15 protein-coding genes are annotated in these 19,730 nt (G+C 48.4%); 6 read left to right on the top strand and 9 right to left on the bottom strand.

Going from position 1 to position 19,730, the window contains the following annotated elements; genetic code table 11:
* Positions 1-216 precede the first annotated feature (216 nt).
* The 6 genes from AC5JMP_RS08510 to AC5JMP_RS08485 all read right to left on the bottom strand — a co-directional run bounded on the left by AC5JMP_RS08510 (position 217) and on the right by AC5JMP_RS08485 (position 7,951).
* Positions 217-1,425 carry a glycosyltransferase gene (locus AC5JMP_RS08510; RefSeq protein WP_495851016.1) on the bottom strand — a complete coding sequence of 403 codons (1,209 nt, stop codon included), beginning with the start codon at positions 1,423-1,425 and terminating at the stop codon, positions 217-219.
* Positions 1,426-1,572: 147 nt separating this feature from the next.
* Complete coding sequence (locus AC5JMP_RS08505) at positions 1,573-2,691, bottom strand: glycosyltransferase family 2 protein (protein ID WP_495851015.1); 1,119 nt, start codon at positions 2,689-2,691, stop codon at positions 1,573-1,575.
* A gap of 108 nt (positions 2,692-2,799) precedes the next feature.
* Positions 2,800-4,011: a glycosyltransferase family protein gene (locus tag AC5JMP_RS08500; protein ID WP_495851014.1), complete on the bottom strand. Its 1,212-nt coding sequence runs from the start codon at positions 4,009-4,011 to the stop codon at positions 2,800-2,802.
* Positions 4,012-4,058: 47 nt separating this feature from the next.
* Positions 4,059-5,219: a glycosyltransferase family protein gene (locus AC5JMP_RS08495; RefSeq protein ID WP_495851013.1), complete on the bottom strand. Its 1,161-nt coding sequence runs from the start codon at positions 5,217-5,219 to the stop codon at positions 4,059-4,061.
* Positions 5,216-6,457 carry a glycosyltransferase family protein gene (locus tag AC5JMP_RS08490; protein WP_495851012.1) on the bottom strand — a complete coding sequence of 414 codons (1,242 nt, stop codon included), beginning with the start codon at positions 6,455-6,457 and terminating at the stop codon, positions 5,216-5,218. The genes AC5JMP_RS08495 and AC5JMP_RS08490 overlap by 4 nt, the downstream gene beginning before the upstream one ends.
* Positions 6,458-6,523: 66 nt before the next feature.
* Positions 6,524-7,951 carry a UDP-glucose dehydrogenase family protein gene (locus AC5JMP_RS08485; RefSeq protein ID WP_495851011.1) on the bottom strand — a complete coding sequence of 476 codons (1,428 nt, stop codon included), beginning with the start codon at positions 7,949-7,951 and terminating at the stop codon, positions 6,524-6,526.
* Positions 7,952-8,251: 300 nt separating this feature from the next.
* On the opposite strand from AC5JMP_RS08485, the gene AC5JMP_RS08480 reads away from it, so the two are divergent.
* The 4 genes from AC5JMP_RS08480 (at position 8,252) to AC5JMP_RS08465 (ending at position 12,941) form a co-directional block, all read left to right on the top strand.
* Positions 8,252-9,799, top strand: a complete 1,548-nt coding sequence (locus AC5JMP_RS08480; protein ID WP_495851010.1) for a HAMP domain-containing sensor histidine kinase — start codon at positions 8,252-8,254, stop codon at positions 9,797-9,799.
* Between the two features lie 9 nt (positions 9,800-9,808).
* Positions 9,809-10,474: a response regulator transcription factor gene (locus AC5JMP_RS08475; protein ID WP_495851009.1), complete on the top strand. Its 666-nt coding sequence runs from the start codon at positions 9,809-9,811 to the stop codon at positions 10,472-10,474.
* A gap of 266 nt (positions 10,475-10,740) precedes the next feature.
* Positions 10,741-11,097, top strand: coding sequence for a response regulator transcription factor (locus AC5JMP_RS08470; protein WP_495851008.1), 357 nt, complete (start codon positions 10,741-10,743; stop codon positions 11,095-11,097).
* A 1,121-nt stretch (positions 11,098-12,218) separates the two neighbouring features.
* Complete coding sequence (locus tag AC5JMP_RS08465; RefSeq protein ID WP_495851007.1) at positions 12,219-12,941, top strand: helix-turn-helix transcriptional regulator; 723 nt, start codon at positions 12,219-12,221, stop codon at positions 12,939-12,941.
* A 26-nt stretch (positions 12,942-12,967) separates the two neighbouring features.
* On the opposite strand, the gene AC5JMP_RS08460 is transcribed toward AC5JMP_RS08465, so the two are convergent.
* The gene (locus tag AC5JMP_RS08460; RefSeq protein WP_495851006.1) at positions 12,968-13,099 is read right to left on the bottom strand and encodes a hypothetical protein; all 132 of its coding nucleotides are present in this window, start codon (positions 13,097-13,099) and stop codon (positions 12,968-12,970) included.
* Between the two features lie 3 nt (positions 13,100-13,102).
* Positions 13,103-13,534 (bottom strand): hypothetical protein, encoded by a 432-nt coding sequence (locus AC5JMP_RS08455; protein ID WP_495851005.1) that lies wholly within the window; start codon positions 13,532-13,534, stop codon positions 13,103-13,105.
* Positions 13,535-13,767: 233 nt separating this feature from the next.
* On the opposite strand from AC5JMP_RS08455, the gene AC5JMP_RS08450 reads away from it, so the two are divergent.
* Together AC5JMP_RS08450 and AC5JMP_RS08445 are read left to right on the top strand one after the other, a co-directional pair.
* A complete protein-coding gene (locus AC5JMP_RS08450; protein WP_495851004.1) occupies positions 13,768-14,643 on the top strand; it encodes a calcium-binding protein in 876 nt (291 codons plus the stop codon).
* Between the two features lie 1,167 nt (positions 14,644-15,810).
* Positions 15,811-17,967: a pentapeptide repeat-containing protein gene (locus AC5JMP_RS08445; RefSeq protein ID WP_495851003.1), complete on the top strand. Its 2,157-nt coding sequence runs from the start codon at positions 15,811-15,813 to the stop codon at positions 17,965-17,967.
* Between the two features lie 278 nt (positions 17,968-18,245).
* Here AC5JMP_RS08445 and AC5JMP_RS08440 read toward each other — a convergent pair whose 3' ends face one another.
* Positions 18,246-19,598 (bottom strand): HAMP domain-containing protein, encoded by a 1,353-nt coding sequence (locus AC5JMP_RS08440; protein WP_495851002.1) that lies wholly within the window; start codon positions 19,596-19,598, stop codon positions 18,246-18,248.
* Positions 19,599-19,730: the final 132 nt, after the last annotated feature.

The raw sequence follows: 19,730 nt of genomic DNA, 5'->3' as shown, positions 1-19,730 counted from the left end.
AAAAAAAAATTTTTTTTTTTTTTGGGCCGCCCCCCCCCCCCCCACAAAACCCTAGTCTGCGATCATACTGAAACTCGAATCTTGCATCTGTATATGGCGCGCACCGTACACAGACATGGGTTTCAGGGGCGCGAAGCGCCCCTGAAACCCGGCAAAGGAGATAGCTGCAAGATGTAAAGTAGCCCACCTCAAATGAACTCTGGACTGAGACCATGGCTACACATGAACGGGTAGCAGCGGTTGAGGAACGCCTAGCACCTGCTGATACACCTGCTGCCAGTTCTGCTGTTCTACGGAGGGTGCAAGCTGAGTCATCACCTTGTCTCTGGCTGCAAAGCCAAACTGTTGACGCAAGTTAGGATTTTCGATCATTTGACGCAGTGCGATCGCTAGTTCTTTGCTAGAGAATGGATTAATCACTAGACCATTCACCCCATCTTCCAGAATTTCGCCGATCGCATCCACATGGGTTCCCACGATCGCCTTAGCGGCTAACATCGCTTCTAGTAAAGCATTGGGACAACCATCATGAATGGAGGGAATGGTGAAAATATCTATGTGAGGCAGGTAAGCCAGCGCTTCCGCCCGACTGATCTTACCCGTCACGACCAGGCGATCGCCCATGCCGCTCTGCTGTAGCTCCTGCTGCCAGTAATCGGCCTCCTTGCCGACAAAATCTCCCACAAATAGCAGCGTCAAGTCTAGATCCCGCAGCTCTTGGCAGGCATCCAGCAGGTATTCTATGCCTTTTTTGTCGCGGAAACTGCCAACAGAGCCAATGACGGTGCCTTGGAGGCGATCGATCCCGGCTGGAGTAGGCAGATGATCAAACTGGATAGGAGCGATCGAATTCCAGAAGGCGGAGGAGCGCGGCGTAATGCTGGGAACTAGCGTTCTGGCTCGTTTCATCAAGTCGCGGCTGACGAACGTTGTCCAGGCAGAATTTTCCAGCGTCCAGATAATCTGTCCATGCTGCTGCGGACTGAAAATATGCTTGTGTAAATCGGCTCCCCGAATGCTGTTGATCGCGGGAATGCCATTCTCTCCGGCCAACAGCGTCGTGAGAAATCCCATCTCATTGATAAAAAAGGCGTGAAATAGGTCAAACCCATAGCGTCGATGCAGAATGCTCAACTGATCGTATAAATCACTGAGGTAATCCTGCTCCTTGGCGATCGTCGAGCGAATTGCCGGATAGAGCCGATGCACCGTAATGCCATTTTGGCTGCTCGTCTGATGACCTGCCCGACGATATTCACCGACGATCGCCTTTTCGCGCTCGGTGCGAAAGATCGCTCGAAATACGGCTACGTGAACTTCGTAGCCCAAGGCAATCAACATTTGGGCGATGCGATGAACCGATTCGCCAACGCCTCCGACATCGGGTGGAAATTCTAACGTGGTGATGCAAACTTTTAGTTTCATAGGGTTTCTGGGCAGTGAGTGTTTCTGGATAGTGAATTTGTATGTGGATTAGGCATTGCTGATTGTAGCTATGAAATTTATTTTGGGAGGCGCACTCCGCCCGCCTCCCAAAATAAATTTCATAGCCGGATTAAGCAGTACCGTGGGTTAGACCCCATGAGTGATCTCTAATTTTGCGACAAGAGAAGCCTTCTGGTTCAGCATCTGCGATCGCTGTTTCTGATAGCGGTAATAGACGTAGCGGTTGACCTGTCGTTCCAAAGCAATCAGCAAATTTTCTAGAAAAATGCTGCCTTTGCCAAAGGTAAAGCGCTGCACCAAAGGCTTGATCAGCAGCTCATGTCGCCTTGCGCCGATTTTCTGATAACGCTTCTTAAAATAGTCGTCTTCAGTCAGCTTCCATTTGTCGCGGATGTGATGCAGGCTAGCAAGATCCCAAGCGTCATTCCAGCGCAGCATGAAGTAGGGCAAATCAGACCATTCAAAATCAGGGAGTTGTGCGGCTCCAAACCATTCTGTCAAGCCCGTTTTATTGCTGTCTATACCGATGGTATCAGTGGTCACTACGGCTTCTCTTTCACTGTAAATTTTGCCACCTGCCTGCGTCACCATGAAACAGAAATCAATATGTTCGCGGGTTGCCAACATTCCTTCATCCAGCAGTCCCGTTTTGTCGAACGTTTCCGTTCGCACCAGCATACAGTGGAATTCTACATAGTCTGTTCGCTTGCGATGCAGGCGATCGCTCACCTCCGAAACAGCCTTACCCGTTAGGGCAGCGCTTTGGTGGATGTAGCGTCGCGTCTGTTGCTCTTTGACTTCGGTCGTAATGTAGGACTTACCACCCGCATTATGAATCACCTGATGAACCGGATTGCCGATACAGGTTAGTGGACCAACAACTGCCGCACCTGTTGCTTCAGCGCACTCTACTAGCTTCGTGAGCCAGCCTCGCTTCACAATCACATCGTTCTCAATGAAGACGACATATTTGTACTCAGTCTTGGCATGATTTAGCACATATTTCAAGCCTACGTTCTTCGCCTGAGTGGGAGAGACATAGTAGTCTGTGTGCAAAAGCTGAAATTGTCGCTGTTCCGCCTGCTGTTCCAAATACTGACGAATCGGCTTTGGCGTACAGACATCAACATAGATTAAATCAAAGGGATAGTCGGTATCGGCATAGATACTTTCGAGCGAGGTTTGCGTACAGCTAAATCGTTCGCGCGGTCCGACAATCAACACCACTTTAGGCTGAGTCGTCATGAGTTTCTCCTGTTCTCTTTTACAGCGCTTTGCGCTTGGTTAGGTGCAGGTTATTTTTTAGAAGCCGCGCTCCGCGCGGCTTCTAAAAAATAACTGTGGTTTACGCAATTAAAAATTGCTGTAAGATTGAGCTACCGCCAATTGACCATACAGTAGAGCTTTGAGCCGAACTGCAGAGCGGTCTGCCCCCTGTAAATTGAACGAGTGAGGAACAGGCGGCTGTTGCAGAGCGATCTGCACCCTTTGAGCCAAACGGGTGCCGTCAAGATCATCGATCGACAGCACGCTCAGCACGCCTTTTTCGGCCAGTTTTTCGGCTCTGATCGTTTGCTCTCCAGTCTGTTCTTCAGCAGCGCCCGGAAAGATCAGCGATCGCACTCCGGTACGGAGAATATTCATCGTGGTGTTGTATCCGCCCAAGCTGATAGAGAGATCGGCTTGTGCCATGTAATCAAGTAAGTGGGGCGTGTACTGACGCAGGGTCACGTTGGGTCTGTCCTGTGCCGCAGCCTCCAGTCTGGAGGCTTGCTCCTCTGGCATGAATGGCCCGGTAAAGGCATAAATATGGTGGGGAATCTGCTGCTCTAAAATGACGCTTGCCTGCACCACGGCATTGAGCAAATCGTAACCAAACCGCCCACCGCCCGCGCTAACAACGATCGTGGGAACCTTCTGATGCAGGGCAGCGTGATCCTCTGGCAAAGGGGACTGTTGGGGCGGTGACTGCGCTACGTAACCCGTGTAGTGAACTTCGCAGGTGAGCCGATCAATCTGAGGAAACTGTTCATCTAATCGCAGCAATTGCGAATCGCCGTGAACCAAAACGAGATCATAGTAATGATTAATCCATTCACACACTTTGTCATATCGCTTCGCCCAAAATTGAGGAGAGCGTGATTGCGTCATGATCAAATCTCTGAGGCTGCAAACCACTTTCACCGAATGGGGTGCAGCTTTAGCCCGCTCCAGCAGCGGCAGCAGTTCATACTTAAGCTTGTGTTTGCTGAACGGAAAACATTCGGTGATGATGCAATCTGGCTGAAACTGCTCAAAAGCAGCTAACAGCATTTGGCAGCGTATCGCCTTCACGGTTTCGATCGGCAGGGACGAATCCACTGACTTTAGTTCACCCGCTTCCTCAATGATGGACGGCAAGTGAACAATTTCCAGGTCGGCAGGCATTTCAAAGTCGGCGATCGGTATGCCGCCGCTCACAAAGCACACCTGAAACTCTTTCACTAGGCTCCGAATAATCTCAGTGCTTCTCACTAGATGCCCCATACCTGCTAGGTACTGGCAATAAAAAAGAATTTTTTTCATAGGATGTTCAGTCGATGGGAGATGCTGTCTTACGCGGTTGGGCAAACCTAAACAGCAATTTGCTGATGCTGAGCGATCGCCTTTACCCAATATGCCGTTGTCTCAACGCCACTTACGTTGAAGCTGGTGGGCGCAGGCGGCTGCTGAAGACAAGCCACAATCTTTTGGGCAAGGCGTTCCGGCTGAAGTTCTTCGGGTTGAATAACGCTGACAACACCGAGTTCCTGCAACCGCTCAGAACGGATGCGCTGCTCTTGATCATCATTTCCAGTAAATGGTAACAGCATTGCCCGCACGCCAGTCGTCAGCACATTCATGGTGGTGTTGTAGCCTGCCATGCTAATGGAAAGATCAGCTTGCCGCATATAGTGCAGCAACCTGGGCGTGTACCGCTCTACCGTTAGGTTTCGGCGCTGGGCGGCGATCGCCTGGAGCGGCTTGAGCACATCATCCGGGGAAAAAGGGCCTGTGAACATTTGGATATGATGGGGAATCTGATCTTCCAAGAGCGCACTGGCTTGGGCAACACAATTGAGTAGCTCATGTCCAAACCGTCCACCGCCGACAGTGGTGAGAATCAGCGGATGGGGCACATGAAAAGCTGGAAGATTCTCAAGGTCTTGCTGCACCACGTAGCCCGTGTAGTGAACCGGGCAGGTGAGATCGGCTACGCGGGAAAAGCTGACTTCCAGCGGCATGAACTGCGAATCGCCATGAATCAACAGCAGATCAAAGTAGCGATTCATCAGGGTACAAATCTTTTCCTCATGGCGATCGCGATCCTGTTTTGTCACCACAATATCGCGCAGGCTGCACACAATCTGAGTTCCAGCTATCTTAGCGGTTTCCAGCAGCGGAATTAGCTCTGGTGAGAACTTGCGTCTACCAAAGGGGAACAGCTCTACCATGAGAACATCAGGTTGATGGCGATCGAAGACCTCCAACAGCCGTTGTTTTCGCACCTCAAACACCGCCTCTAAACTGGTAAAACCACCAGGAATGAGAAGGGATTGAAACTCGGCATCCGTCTTGATCGGCGGCAGGTTAATCACATCAATCTCAGAGGGAATCTGCAATCCCTCTATCACTTCACCTCCATTGATCAAACAGATTTGAAAGTCAGAAGTCAAGCCCCGCAAAATCTCCAGGCTTCGGATCATATGTCCAATTCCCAGGATATGCTGGCAATAAAACATCAAGCGTTTCATTTAACAGATACCTCTAGCGTAAATTTAGGAGAATCTAAAGGTGAATAAGCTGAGACTGGAGAAGAACCATAGAGGAGTCCAGTCAGAAGCTGAGCAATTCGCGGCAGCGCATTCATCTCTAAACCAGGCTGTAACGGCGTGGAGTGGTTGCAGCACAGCTCATCAAACACAGACTCCATGAGCAACTCTGGCGTGAGGCGATCGGGGCAAATGGTTTTGAAGGCACCCAACTGCGCCATGCGCTGCGCTCTAATCCACTGTTCCAGCACAGGCTGCGTCCGGGGAATTACGATCGCCTTTTTTCGCAGCGTCAGAATTTCGCCAATGGTGTTGTAGCCCCCCATCGCCACCACCACATCCGCTGCATCCATGTAGCTCATCAAATCATCGGTAAATTCTTCAACCCAAATGTCAGGATTGCCCGCCGATCGCTGAAGAATCTCAGTTCGCTGGGCTACAGACATTTCTGGCCCTGAAATAATTACGCTCTTGAGCTGCCGCTGAGGAAAAGTTGCCAATCCTCTCAGGTAGGTGTCTACCAATCGGTATCCGTCGCCGCCGCCGCCCGGAGTCACCAACACCAACGACTCGTCAGGTTTGATGCCCAACGTCTGGCGAAGTTGCGATCGCGACTTTAGCCCCCGCTCCCGCAGGATATAGCCACAAAAGTGGGTTTTACGAACGAGCGCCTCTGAAAATTGATACTCACGGCACAGATCAAAGACTTCAGGCGTTCCCACGACCCAGGCTTGGTCATATAGCGTTTCCAGAGTGCGGTAGTAGTCATGCCTCTGCCATTGAGCGATCGTCACTTCAGCACGATCGAGAATATCCCGCAGCAGGAGGACTAGCTTCGTCTGAGGAAGATGAGCTTTGAGAAATTTTATGGTGCTCTTAAGCTCACCCTGTAAGCCATCAGGCTTTTTGTCTACCAAAAATGCATCGGGCTGGAAGTTCATCGTCGCTGTCAAAATCAAATCCGATCGCAGCTTTACCGTATCTTCCATCTTGCTGCCAAGATACTTAGCTGACATATCACCTGCTTCATCGCGTCCCATACAGGGCAGCTTGATATAATCTAATCCAGCTGGCAGCCGTAAGCTGTGTAGCACAGGTGAACCTGAGACGACCAAGATAGAAACCTTAGGAAATACTTTCAGAAGATATTGACAGATTGCCAACATTCGACGAATGTTACCCAGCCCAAATGCATCGTGAGAATAAACCATTAATCTCATGGGGAAGGCTCCGATGCGGTTGAATAGAATCGTGAGTGAATACTGTGAGCCATCAAAAGAGAACAGCTAAGCGACTTGCACGACCTTGATGTGGGAGGTAGAACGGCTGGGAGACTGCTTCACGGTCAATGGGCTACTAAACATGGGGCGACCGATGCCAATGTAATAGAATCCAGCCTTGCTGAGGGATTTCGGATCTAAGAAATTTCGTCCATCAATCATGACCGCTTGCTCCATGCGATCGGCCAGCTTTGCGTAATCGAGCTGCTGAAACTGCTTCCACTCGGTCAAAAGGACTAGGGCATCACAGTCAGTTGCCAGATCTTCGGGTGTTGCCGTCAGGGTCACCTGATCGGGCAGCGTATGAAATCCAGTGTTGACCTCGGTATACATTGGATCGTAGGCTTTGACTTTCGCGCCTAGCCGATTGAGTTCTTCAATCAGGTCGATCGCCGGGGCATCGCGTAGATCATCCGTATCAGGCTTGAAGGTAAGACCCAATAGCCCGATCGTTTTTCCATTGAGGATCTTCAACACCTGCTGAAGTTTTTCCAAGGGCAGCAGCTTTTGCTGGGCGTTTGTCTGGACTGCGGCTTGCAGCAGGGTGGCCTCATAGCCATAGTCTTGAGCGGTATGTACCAGCGCCGCAACATCCTTGGGAAAGCAGGAGCCGCCCCAGCCGATGCCTGCTTGCAGAAACTTGCTGCCGATGCGAGAATCTAGCCCGATGCCCTGAGCCACCTGCGTCACATCTGCCCCAACGCGATCGCAGATATTTGCCACTTCGTTAATGAAGCTGATTTTTGTGGCTAAAAACGCATTGGCGGCATACTTAATCATCTCCGCCGAAGTCAGATCGGTAACAACAACTGGAACGGGCGGAAGACAGGGGTTTTCAGCAAACTGACGGGCGACAATTGGGGCGTAAAGATCTTCCATCTGGGCGATCGCCTGCGGGCTGCTGCTGCCCAGTACGATCCGGTCAGGATTGAAAGTATCATGGATAGCCGAGCCTTCTCGCAAAAACTCAGGATTGCTCACCACATCAAATTCCACTGCCCCCATCTGCCGCTGAGCCATCTCTTCAAGAATCAGGTGACGCACCCAATCTCCAGAGCCGATCGGCACGGTCGATTTATTGACCACAACTTTGTAGCCCCCGCTCCAGAATTGCCCGATGCCGCGCGCCACGGCCTCTACATAGCGGGTGTCGCTCTCGCCGCTGGGCAGAGGCGGTGTGCCAACTGCAATGAACAGCACCTCTCCATGAGCCACGCCTGCGGCTAAATCCGTCGTAAAAGTGAGGCGATCGGCCTGCATAGCAGTTTGCATTAATGCCGATAGTCCTGGCTCATAAATCGGCGATTCTCCGGACTGCATCAAGCGAACCTTCGCCTCGTTGTTATCGACACAAATAACATCATGTCCGCTATGAGCTAAGCAAACCCCAGTCACTAAGCCAACGTATCCCGTTCCAATTACGCAGACTCTCATAGAGTTCCTCCAATTATTGCCAGGGGGTCAAGGGTAGTGGTACTTAGGTAAGGACTACCGGGTCAAGAACGACAAGAACAGTGTCAATCAACCTGCTGCAATAGGCTTTTCACCTGTCCTTGTTTCATACATTAAGGTGGCTCAATGAAGTAAGCATGAACGATAGATGAGATAAATTTCATGAGAAAATCTCATGAAAATCGGGCTTGAAATATAGCCATACAGCCATCTACCTTATTTTTCTATTTACCGATGCGATACAATGCACCATGAATGGCATCGTTATGTAAGAGAAATCCTGTGAACCAGTTCTCTGATCTAGATCAACCACAAGCAGCGGGACTACTGGCTTCTGGATCTCGCTGGCGCGCGCTTTGGCGGCAGACGCGAACTCGTATCCTATTACTCTACTTATTTTTGATGCTGCTGCTGGCGATCGGCGCTACGCCAATTTTTCGCTGGCTGTTGTTTAGCAACGTTGACAGTCGCGTTCGTCAAGATCTAGCAGATGAAATGGCGGATTTTCAGCAAGATTATCTAGCCTGGGAAGATGCTCCAGAGCAGTCTGTGGATGACTTGAAGCGATTCATTAGCAGGTTCTTGGCTGACAAGTTGCCAGAAGACGACAATTTTTACATCGCAGTGGTTGAAGGACGGTTTTATCAGTCAAATCCCGCAGCGCTGGTGGAACCGCTCCTGCCTGACTCGGATCTGGTTGCTTTTTGGTCAGGAGTGACGCAGCCCACCTCTGGAGAAAGAGAGATTAAAAACACGAACATCGGCAAAGTTCTCTACCTGATCCAGCCGCTAATGGTTGATGGACGAATTGAAGGCGTTTTTGTGACAGCCCATCTGACAGCGGGCGAACAGAACGAGGCGCTAGTTGGAGTCTACTTGTTTGCAGGGCTGGCGACAGGCGTGGTGCTGTTGTCCTTTGCGGGAACATGGCTGCTGACTGGACGAATGTTTACCCCTATTCGTAGATTAGCTGGTATTGCCCGCTCGATCGTCAGCGAATCTGATTTAAACCAGCGGATTGAACCGATGCGTGGTGATAGTGAGATGACGGAGTTGACCAATGTATTCAACCAGATGATGGAGCGGATTCAAAAAGCTTTTGATTCCCAGCGCGACTTTATTAATGACGCTGGACATGAGCTGCGAACTCCAATTACCATTATTCAGGGACATCTAGAGTTGATGAATGATATCACTCCAGAGCAACAGGTAACTATCGATCTCGCGATGGACGAACTCGATCGAATGAATCGATTTGTTAACGATCTGATTCTGTTGGCAAAGGCAGAAAGAGCTGATTTTCTCCAGATGGAATCGATCGATGCGGCTGCATTTGTGGATGAATTGTCCTCCAAAGCCTCTAGCCTTGCCGAGCGCAAATGGCATTTGGTCAACCGCTGTAGTAATACCTTTAAGGGCGATCGCCAGCGATTGACGGGAGCCTTGCTCAACCTAGCGCAAAATGCCATACAGCACACGCGACCCAATGACTTAATTGAGGTGGGTGCGGTGTCCGATGGCAGTACGGTTCGCTTCTGGGTGCGGGATACCGGAGATGGCATTTCCCTAGATGACCAAAAGCGAATTTTCGATCGCTTTGCGCGGGCAGCCAACAGCTATCGCCGCTCGGAAGGGGTGGGGTTGGGGCTGGCGATTGTGAAGGCGATCATCACAGCCCACCACGGCAAGATTGAGCTGGTCAGTCAACTGGGCGCAGGCTCAACCTTTACGCTTATTATTCCGCAGGAGCCGCCAATACCCATGCGCCAAGCCGTACTGCCAGTAATTGACGCTGTGCCCAGAGTTGCTCCACCCGTAGAAATGAAATAAGGCAATGCTATGGGTCGTATCCTGATAGTTGAGGACGAGTCTCGGATTAGCGCGTTTTTGGAGAAAGGCTTGCAGGCAAACGGTTTTACCACAACTGTTTTGCGAGACGGTCGAGATGCAGCACAAATGATCTTGGGCAACGATTTTGATCTGGTTATTCTTGATTTGGGCTTGCCCGGTAAAGATGGATTCATGGTGCTGGAGGAGCTGCGCGGGCAGGGAGCAACAACGCCTGTGATTATTTTGACTGCCAGAGATGAGGTGACTGATAAAGTTGCTGGGCTTGAAAGCGGTGCAGATGATTATGTCACAAAGCCCTTTCGATTTGAGGAACTGCTGGCGCGGGTGCGGGCAAGGCTGCGGACGGTCGGTGCGGCTGTAGATACTGAAGCGCTGCTGAAGTGCCGGGAGGTGACCCTAAATCTGCGGACACGTCGGGCACAAGTGGATGATCATGTTGTTGAACTCTCGTCGCGCGAATTCATCCTAGCCGAAACTTTTTTCCGTCATCCCGATCAGGTGATGAGTCGGGAGCAGTTGCTCAATCATGTCTGGGGGTACGACTACGATCCAGGCTCTAACATCGTTGATGTGTATGTGGGGTACCTGCGAAAAAAGTTGGGTGAAGGGCTGATTGAGACGGTGCGCGGCATAGGCTACCGCTTAAAAATATAAGAAGATTTTCATCTTGAATCTATGTTCACTTTATCCTATGCTGTGATGTTAATTAGCGAGTTCGCTCGCAATAATGAAGAGATTTTAGTGCTGCTTAGCGGGATGGTTTTTGGTGGGAGTGGGGGGCAGAGCGCCCCACTCCCACCAAAAACCATCCCAAGTGTCGGTAATGCCAATATCTTTGAGCAAAAGGCTCAATAGCACCTTACTGGGTTAAGGTAGCTGTCACGCAACAGACTCTGGTGAATCAGTGAGTCAAGGAAAGCATGTATCGCATTCTCATCGTTGAAGATGAACCTCGCATTGCAGAGTTTTTAGAGAAAGGTTTACAGAGATACGGTTTTGAAACTGCAACGGTGAGTAACGGCAATGATGTCTTTCCCGGCATCCAGCGCGATCGTTTCGACCTAATTTTACTAGACTTAGGTCTGCCTGGAAAAGACGGTTGGATGGTGCTAGATGAACTACGCCATGGTGGTACAACCCTACCAATCGTGATTGTCACGGCTCGTGAAGGGGAAGACAATAAGGTAGAGAGCTTTAAGCGAGGAGCCAATGACTACATCATGAAGCCCTTCCGATTCAAGGAGCTTTTGACCAAAGTGAATATGCTACTGCGCTAATGCAAGGTATAGGCGTAGCTCCAGCTCATCCTGACTTTATCGATGCAACGATTCGTGGCTTCACAGACTGTTGAGGGCGGAGCCTACATACGCTAAGCATCTTTATCAACATAAGAAATTTTCAACATAAGAAATCTTTCATCGAAACTTCATCTTAATCTCACATAGTCTTATTAATATAGGCTTATTGCTTAAGTGAAGGGATACAGATGTTTCAAAGAATTAATCTTACCTCACAGCTTGATGCAGTGAGATGGCGATCGCTAAAATCTGAGCTGCGATTGGGAAAAGGCTGAGATTAGGTGACGAGCGCAAAGTAGCCCATTCGAGTAACCCTGCAAGAGATTAATTTCTGCTTTCACGATGCAGTGTTTTCCACAGTGAATGAGGTATGAATTAGCTTCTCGGAGCGCAAAATTTTCGCTCTCAATCTTGCCTAATTAATTCTGCTTGAATCGTCTGGGTAGATTTTTCCAGCCGTCCTAAAGTAATATAATGATATAGGGGAGATCTGACGGATTCTTATTAGGAAGACGAGATCTGGGGTTATAGAGTTCCTAACCTCGCAGGCACTATCATTTCGAACATCTTTTACGTTGTCTTTACCTGAATCGATCGCACTCCTGTAAATCCTGTCAATCCGTTGCCTTTGAAAATCGCGCTCTGGAAAGCTAGACTCGCTATTGCACACAGCCTGTCCATTTAAGGGCTATTGTGATAATTTAAGCCCATAGCTAGATAGCGATTCGGAGTATCTCTCATACCATGTTTGTATCAGAGAGGCACTAAAGCGTCTTGCACGGCTCCGATTTCCGGCGCGCTTTGTTTGTGGTCAAAAAGTTTGTGGTCAAAAATATTTTAGAGGCAGCGATCGTCACTCAAAATACATTTCGAGTCCTCAATCTTTAGGGCTTTAGACTAACATTTGAATCGGGAATTTAACAAGATTAGGGAGGGTAAAAGCGAAACATCTGATACTTTTCAACCGTCTTTTAGATATCGGTCAGTTTTGAAGCGGTTTGTGGGACAGCTCTTGTAGGCATATCCAATTCTTAGCTATTGAAATTGTAATTCTTTTTGCAGACTGTTAACAGCGCTACTTTTATTCGAACATTGCTATTATGACTATTCTGGTGGCATCAGGAAACGATGAGTTGGCTAAGGAGAAGTTAGCTCAGCTCATTAAAGAGTTAAGGGGTCACACAACGCAGCGAGAGTTTGCCAAACTACTTGGAACCTCCTATACTTCAGTTCAGGATTGGGAAAAACAAATTCGTCTTCCCAAGGAAGATAACCTTAAGCGCATTGCTCAGCTTAAGGGGTGGACTCAAGAAGAACTTTTGCGCCACCTATTTTTTCTGGATGATCAAGCTGAAGTCATTTCGACCAATCCGATGGAGGTGCTTATTCCTCAAATCCAGACCTTATCTCTGCCCCAGATGCAGCAGTTGAGCGATTATCTCACTGCCCAGTTAACCCAAGCTAAAGTGACCCAAGCTCAATTGCCCCAAGATCAGAGCACCCAGAAGAGTGACAAAAGCCGTTTGCTGAGCGAAATGCAGAAGCACAATCTGCATCTGCTGTTGAGAGCTTCCCTCAAGAACCAAAGCCCAACGGAAGCTATGGCAAAGGTTAGAGTTAAACCTGATGTATTCACCAACATTTTTCTGAGGAATTATACGAAACAAGTAGTTTCATATAACGATTTACAGAAACTCAGCAGTCTATGTTGTCGCGTCATTCAGTGGAGAGCCGTTCAACCACCAGAAATAGACTGTCGTGAAACCTATCTGGGTGAAACGGAGTTACTCTTCCAGGTGTTAGCTGAAAGCCTTGACGGTTAGTAATGTGAAAAATTATTTTCTATGGGCTAGCTGGCTGCTCCATCTGCTGCTGTAGGTCTGCTGCCATAGGTGAAGTGAAATAGGGTGAACTCCACCTGTAAGCTTCCAGGCATTTCAGGAACTTTGCTAATTTCCCGATTTTGCCGGATAGGTGACAAAGTTCAGGGCTGTGCCTGATTAACCTCAAGTCCCAAGATCGCCCATCCAGAGTAACCGGGAGCGCTCTTAGCATTTACTTTGCATGTTATCCGGCATCCATCAGCATTGTGGAGTAGCACTGGCTGACGAGACTTTTCTGCTGTCTGGATCTGCTGATCGATCCACCTGTGAATCTCCTGGTCAACACTAAAGTCAAGTAGACGAAGACCTACAGCATCGATTGCCAGCAGTTCAAACGCAGGTAAGTTAATTGACAAAATAGAGCCTGATGGGCGATCGACAATGATTGCAGGAAGCCGTTTTTTGTCTAAGACTGCGCGAAGGTGGAAGAAGTAAGCTGACAGGTAAACTGCTGCTTCTGCGGCGCAAGTTGGCTGGTTTCTCCAATGCCGATCAAACGCTTTTGGAGTAATGCTTAGAGACTTGTAATACATTTTTCCGTGGTAGAGGCACAAAAAATTTGCTGTTCAACAGGATCTCGAATTAAGTAACTCTCAGATGCTGTCTCATCCTATATCTTTAGCGAAAGGCAGAGGAAATAGTTCAGTGGAAGTTTTGCTGAAGCTTACCGAACGATCGTACACCTAAGGTATGCTTTTAATCAGAGCATTTTATTTGCCAAATGATAGTGTATTCTCTGTGACTTCTTCAAAAGTTTATAAAGCTGATGCGGGTTCTACTGACTATTGCTCATTTCTTTAAGCCAAATGGCGGGCAACATGGCTCTCAGCGAAAAGATCCCAGACCGCGCTTGCAGGCATTAACCCTAAGCCTTAGTGCCTTGCATCAGCTTTTTAGCAAGTCTCAGGGAATGATTGACATTGCTCAACGGTCAACGCTGCCCGTTAATCAATCGCAATCCTGTGATCTAGATATTGTCATTTGCACAACTCAGAATCATCACCTGCTAAATCACCTTTCCGTTCCATACCATTTTTATAAGCATCACCCAACCCAAGCAGATCCCCTAGCATTGGGATTTGAATGTCAGGCAGTCCTGCAGAATTGTCTCGGACAGTATGATTATTATTGTTTTTTAGAAGACGATTTAATTCTTCATGATCCTTGGTTCTTCGTCAAATTGGACTGGTTTACTAAGCAAGCAGGGGACTTGAGCCTGCTCCAGCCGAACCGATATGAAGTTTCTGCTCATGCTCTAACTTGTAAAACTTACATTGATGGCAATCTAGCTCCACAAGTCACTGCACCCTTTCAAAATGTGCAAGAGCAATCACAAATTCAGGGAACTTTCCTAGGGCTTCCGATTCGTTTCCAACGTGCCCTCAACCCCCACTCTGGCTGCTATTTTCTCAATGCGAACCAAATGGAGCATTGGGCAAAACAGCCTGATTTCATGAACAAAGACTCCCAATTTGTCGGGCCACTAGAAAGCGCTGCCACATTAGGAATCATGAAAGCTTTTCGAGTTTACAAAACGGCACCAGAGCAAGCAAACTTTCTAGAAATTCAGCACTTTGGGAAGGTTTTTTTGAGCCTTGTTGGACAGAAGGTTGATCTGGTATCGCCCTCTCCAAAAAGTTAACTGCTGATTTATGGTGGTTCTACTTGACCAACAAGGCTTCCTTGGTAAGTCATGGATTGAACATCGCAAAACCAAACGCTAGAACTGGTTTTGCTGAATAATGCTGACGATAGTTTGAGAGACATCCAGCTTTTCAGGAGTTTTTGAGGTTCAGCAATAGTTCTTTTTTGAGCTTACTACATCTGAGTTAAGTCCAGAAAATTGTATCAGCAAAAGGTATCCCAGCCGTTCTCCTACCGATTTAAACGAATTTGTGGGCACATTGAAGTCAGAAGGGGCTTGGCATTGCCAAGCCCGTACCGGGATCTGTCGTAGTTCCAATTCAAATTGGTATCATTTTATTCCCCAAAAAATAGGTTTGATCCTAAAAATCATCAGAGCTATTTTTCGATCTGTTTTTTTGGTGAGACGTTTTCATCCCTATAGTTTCCTAATCTTTTCCTAGAGAATGCTTGGGAGTAGCCTCAAGGTATGGTCAACCTTATCATGAGAAAACTCTTATATTGCTTGACAGATATAGTCTGTCAGTCTTAAATCTTGAACAGGAGCAAAAACAGCGTCGTTGCCGATCGCAGAGATAGGTTTTAGGTAGGAAGATCGCAAGCGGTATTCTCACATAAAAGTTTATTTCCTGACTGAGCAACCCTATAACAGTTTACTGAGCTTATTTTATGTAAGCCTGGTGAACTGCTGAGTTTCTTGAGAATTTATAAAGATGGCCTTCCGAAGATATTTCTGCGGAAAACTTCTTACCTAAGATTTTCTCAAATCTTTGACTTTCAGAGGTGTACATCCAATCAAACTGAAGGCGATCGAGTATCTAAACTAATCCCATTTTTGGTTTCAATTCACTTCCCAGACTATATTTTGAAGAGTTAGAGCCTCTTCCAGAAATTTACTAAACTTTTCCAGGAAAGTGCGAGATTGCATCTTGTAAAAAGTTGCTGTGCTCTCATCCTCAGTAGCGATGCGGTTTTCATGACCGCACCCCTGTTTTGCCATGCAAAGGCATTGGTAAAGCCATAGTTTTTGGGCGATCGCGATCGCTTAATTTTGCATGGAAACAAATGGAGCTGAGTAACGCCTGAAGCGCAGCTTCTAGCCTTACTCAACAAAAAAGCTTTCACAACTATTTCAGCCCAATATCTAAGGAGTTAAAGAGATCTAATGGTGGCATATAACTACAGCGAGCAATACTTAATCGGCAATGACTTTGGTGGTCAAAACCTGAACGGTTCGACGTTTTTTAAGGCAAAATTGGAAGGCGTTCGTTTTAACGGGGCGCAGCTCAGAGGCACTAACTTTGAAGAAGCGTCGCTACTCAATATCACCGCAACAAATGCAATCTTTGCCGCCAATTCCAACTTTGGGCCTGCCAATTTTTACAAAGCAACTTTAGAAAATGTCAACTTCAGAGGTGCGAACCTAACAGGTGCAAATCTATCGCTGGTTAATACAAAATTTATTAACCTATCCAATACCAATCTGACTAACGCTATTCTGCGGGAAACTAACCTCAGTGGCGAACAGTCTGAGCGTCCAAACCTCTCAGGCGCTAACTTTACGGGCGCTGATTTCTATAAAGCAAAGCTAAAAGCGGCTGACTTTTCAGGAGCTATACTCAGAGATGCCAAGTTTGAAGAGGCTGATCTAGAAGCTGCCCTGCTGGTGAACATGGATGCTACAGGAGCTGATTTTAGACTAGCGAAATTCGTTGATATTACTTTGCAAAACGCGATTTTCGACCTGGCTAACTTCAGCAATGTCGTTTTGAGCGATGCTCCGCTAGAGCCAGGTCAGGTGGGCAATGTCAAGTTTCGGGGAGCAAATCTCAGCGGTTTTCTGGCAGATGATGCGACTTTGACGGGAGCAGATTTTAGTGCCCATGTGGCCGCGAATGGAACTGTGACAGCCACACGCCTGACAGGAGCAAAATTTGACGACACTGATTTGAGTGGAGCAAACTTCACTCAAGCCAATGCAGAAGGCATCTTCTTTAATGGACTGGCTGTTGGCGCAAATTTCACCAATGCCAACCTGAGAAACGCCAACCTATCTAAAGCTGACTTTACGAATGCGACGTTCATTGGCGCAGATTTGACCGGAGCGATCGCCGTAGATGCAATTGGCTTAACGTTGGGAACCTCTGGCGCTGATACCCTCACCGGAACTGAAGCCAAAGATAACATCTTCGGTTTGGATGGCAATGACAGCTTCAGCGGGCTGGGGGGAGATGACTATCTAGATGGGGGATCTGGCAGCGACAACCTTAGCGGCGGCGGCGGCAGCGATTACCTCAATGGTGGGGCAGGCAATGATGCGCTGAATGGCGGAGCCGCAAACGATACTCTAGCAGGCGGCGCGGGCAACGATAGCTACACCGTCAACAGCAGCGATGATGCCATTATTGAAGCCGCCAACCAGGGGACGGACACTGTGCAGTCGAGTGTTGACTACATCCTGAGCAACAATGTGGAACGGCTGACGCTAACGGGTACGGCGATCGCAGGCACAGGCAACCAACTCGCCAACACCCTCATTGGCAACGGCAGCAACAATAGCCTCAGCGGCGATGGCGGCAACGATAGCCTCAGTGGTGAGGCGGGGGATGACACGCTCAACGGCGGATTGGGGAACGATACGCTCATTGGCGGATTGGGCAACGACACCTATGGAATTGATGGGGCTGGGGATGTCATTACCGAAAATGCTGACGAAGGCACAGATACGGTAGAGTCGAGCTTTGATTACACCTTGGGAGCAACCCTAGAAAACTTAATTCTGACGGGTGGCGCATCAGTGGGTACGGGCAATGACTCCGCAAACAGCATCATCGGCAACGGTAACAACAATACCCTGAACGGTGGATTGGGCAACGACAGCCTTCTCGGCAATGGCGGTGCCGATCTCCTTCAGGGCGCAGGTGGCAACGACAGCCTAGAGGGTGGAGAAGGCGATGACAGTCTCAACGGCGGCTTCGGAATGGATACCCTAATCGGCGGTGCAGGAGCTGACACGCTGACCGGAGGGGATGGCAACGATCTGTTAACGGGTGGTGCAGGCAACGATATCCTCAACGGAGGGGATGGCAGCGATACCCTTATCTTTACATCAGACTTTGGAGCCGATCGCATCAACAATTTCGCCAATGGTGCAGATCGGATTGATCTGAAAGCATTTGCGACTAGCTTTAGCGCTTTAACAGTCACCCAAAGCGGCGCAAATACCGTTCTTTCCGGTTCGGTGTTTGGGGCAGGCAACACTATTACTTTGGCAGGTTTCACGGCCAGCAACGTGGATGCTAGTGATTTTATCTTCGCCTGATAGCCTCATAGCCTTCTTGTATCGCCTTAATCATCAGGTTTAGGACATTTAGGGCGCGGAGCGCGCCCTAAATGTCCCCGTCCTAACCGCCTTGGCGGTTGCTGTAACAGTAAGTAATTGAGTTAGGGCGAGTTATTTTTTGAGAGCCGCGCTCCGCGCGGCTCTCAAAAAATAACTCATTGAATCTAGGCGCGCAGCGCTGTAATGATTTTGATTGGGTGGGCTTTGCTCACCCAATCAAAATCATTACATGAAGACTACCGAATAATGTAGCCACGTCAAACAATGGCAGCGTTGAGAACTCTAGACATTTGCGCCACCTCAGCTTGAATAGCGTCTAAAAGGTGAGGCAATTCAGTTTTGAGAGATTCTAAGTCTTGCTGAGTCACAGAGTCTTGAATGAAGCGATCGGTTTCTGGATAACGTTGCTGATATTGTCTGAGCATCTCCAACAGCATATAGCTGTAATCAGTGACATGACTCAGATGATTACCCATAGAGTTAAAGAGAAGGCTAAACTCAGAGATAGCTTCAGCAACAGTGGGTTCAGGGCTGGGTCTCTTTTCAGTTTGAATGAGCTTGGTCTGGGTTTGGTGCAAATCTTCCAGGGTTTGCTGCAAAGACTGATTTTTTTCCTTAAGCTCCTGGGTGCGTTCCTGTACCTTTCTCTCTAGGATCTGGCTGTACACCTCCAATTGCTCATTGCTGTCTTTTTGGACTTCTAAGAGCTGCTGCACTTCTTGAATCAGGCGGTTGAGTGACGTGGCTAGAATGCCAATTTCATCTCGGCTAGTGACGGGTGCGCGTAGGTCAAAGTTGGCTTTTTCAGTCACTTGTTGAGCAACATAGGTCACTGCCTGGATAGGGCGGGCGATCGCCCGACTCATATAAAGCACCAAGAGAGTGGCGATCGCAGCCGATATCAATAGGCTGATGGTAATAATCTGCAATCTCAATTCTTCTGCTCTTTTCAGCTCAACCTTGGCTTGACTGTACTCCGCTGCCGTTACATCTACAAGGCTGGCAATATCATCCAGAAATTCATCCAATGTGAACACTTGAGGGCTGTGCATGAAACTGAACAGCCGCGATTGGGTGGCGCTGATGGCAGTCGGAGATAAGTTTCTGGGATTGCTGTCTGCAAATAGAACTTCCGACTGGTTCAGGTAGTCATCAAAATCATTCTTTGTCAGCATCAATTGGTCATAGGCCGCTTTTTCCGGGAGCGTATCTTTTAGCTGCCGCTGTGGGTTTCTAAAAGTTGCCTTAAAATCTATCCACTCATGGCGGACATCAGCAACAGCTTCCAGCAGCTGGGGATACTTTTCCTGCCACAGATTGGGTTGTCCCATGTAGAAAATCAGCTTATGCTGCTGAGTGCGAACCCGAAAAATACTGCTTTGTAAACGGTAGACCTGGTAGAGTTCTTCAACGGCATCTATTTCCTCGTGAAGTGCGTCTTCATGGTAGCGATCGGCCACTATAAACCCCAGCGCAGTTCCCAGCATGGCAGCACCGAGAACAAACGCGTATCCCAGGGTTAGCTTTTGTCCGACTTTTAGATCTCCCAACCAATTTCCCAGCCCACCCGAAGGCGGAAGCTGCGAATCACTCAAGAGGAAGTTGGCCATACTATCTCCAGACAGTTATGAAAGCTGTAATTTATGAAAGCTGTAGTGGTTCAATCCTTCAATGGCAGAGGAGGAGGATGCAGCTTAGGATTTTATAATCTTTTATTCTCTCACAAGTTTCTTGGGGTAGCT

The organism is Drouetiella sp. (assembly GCF_059504425.1).
This window is presented reverse-complemented; position numbering and strand designations above follow the sequence as displayed.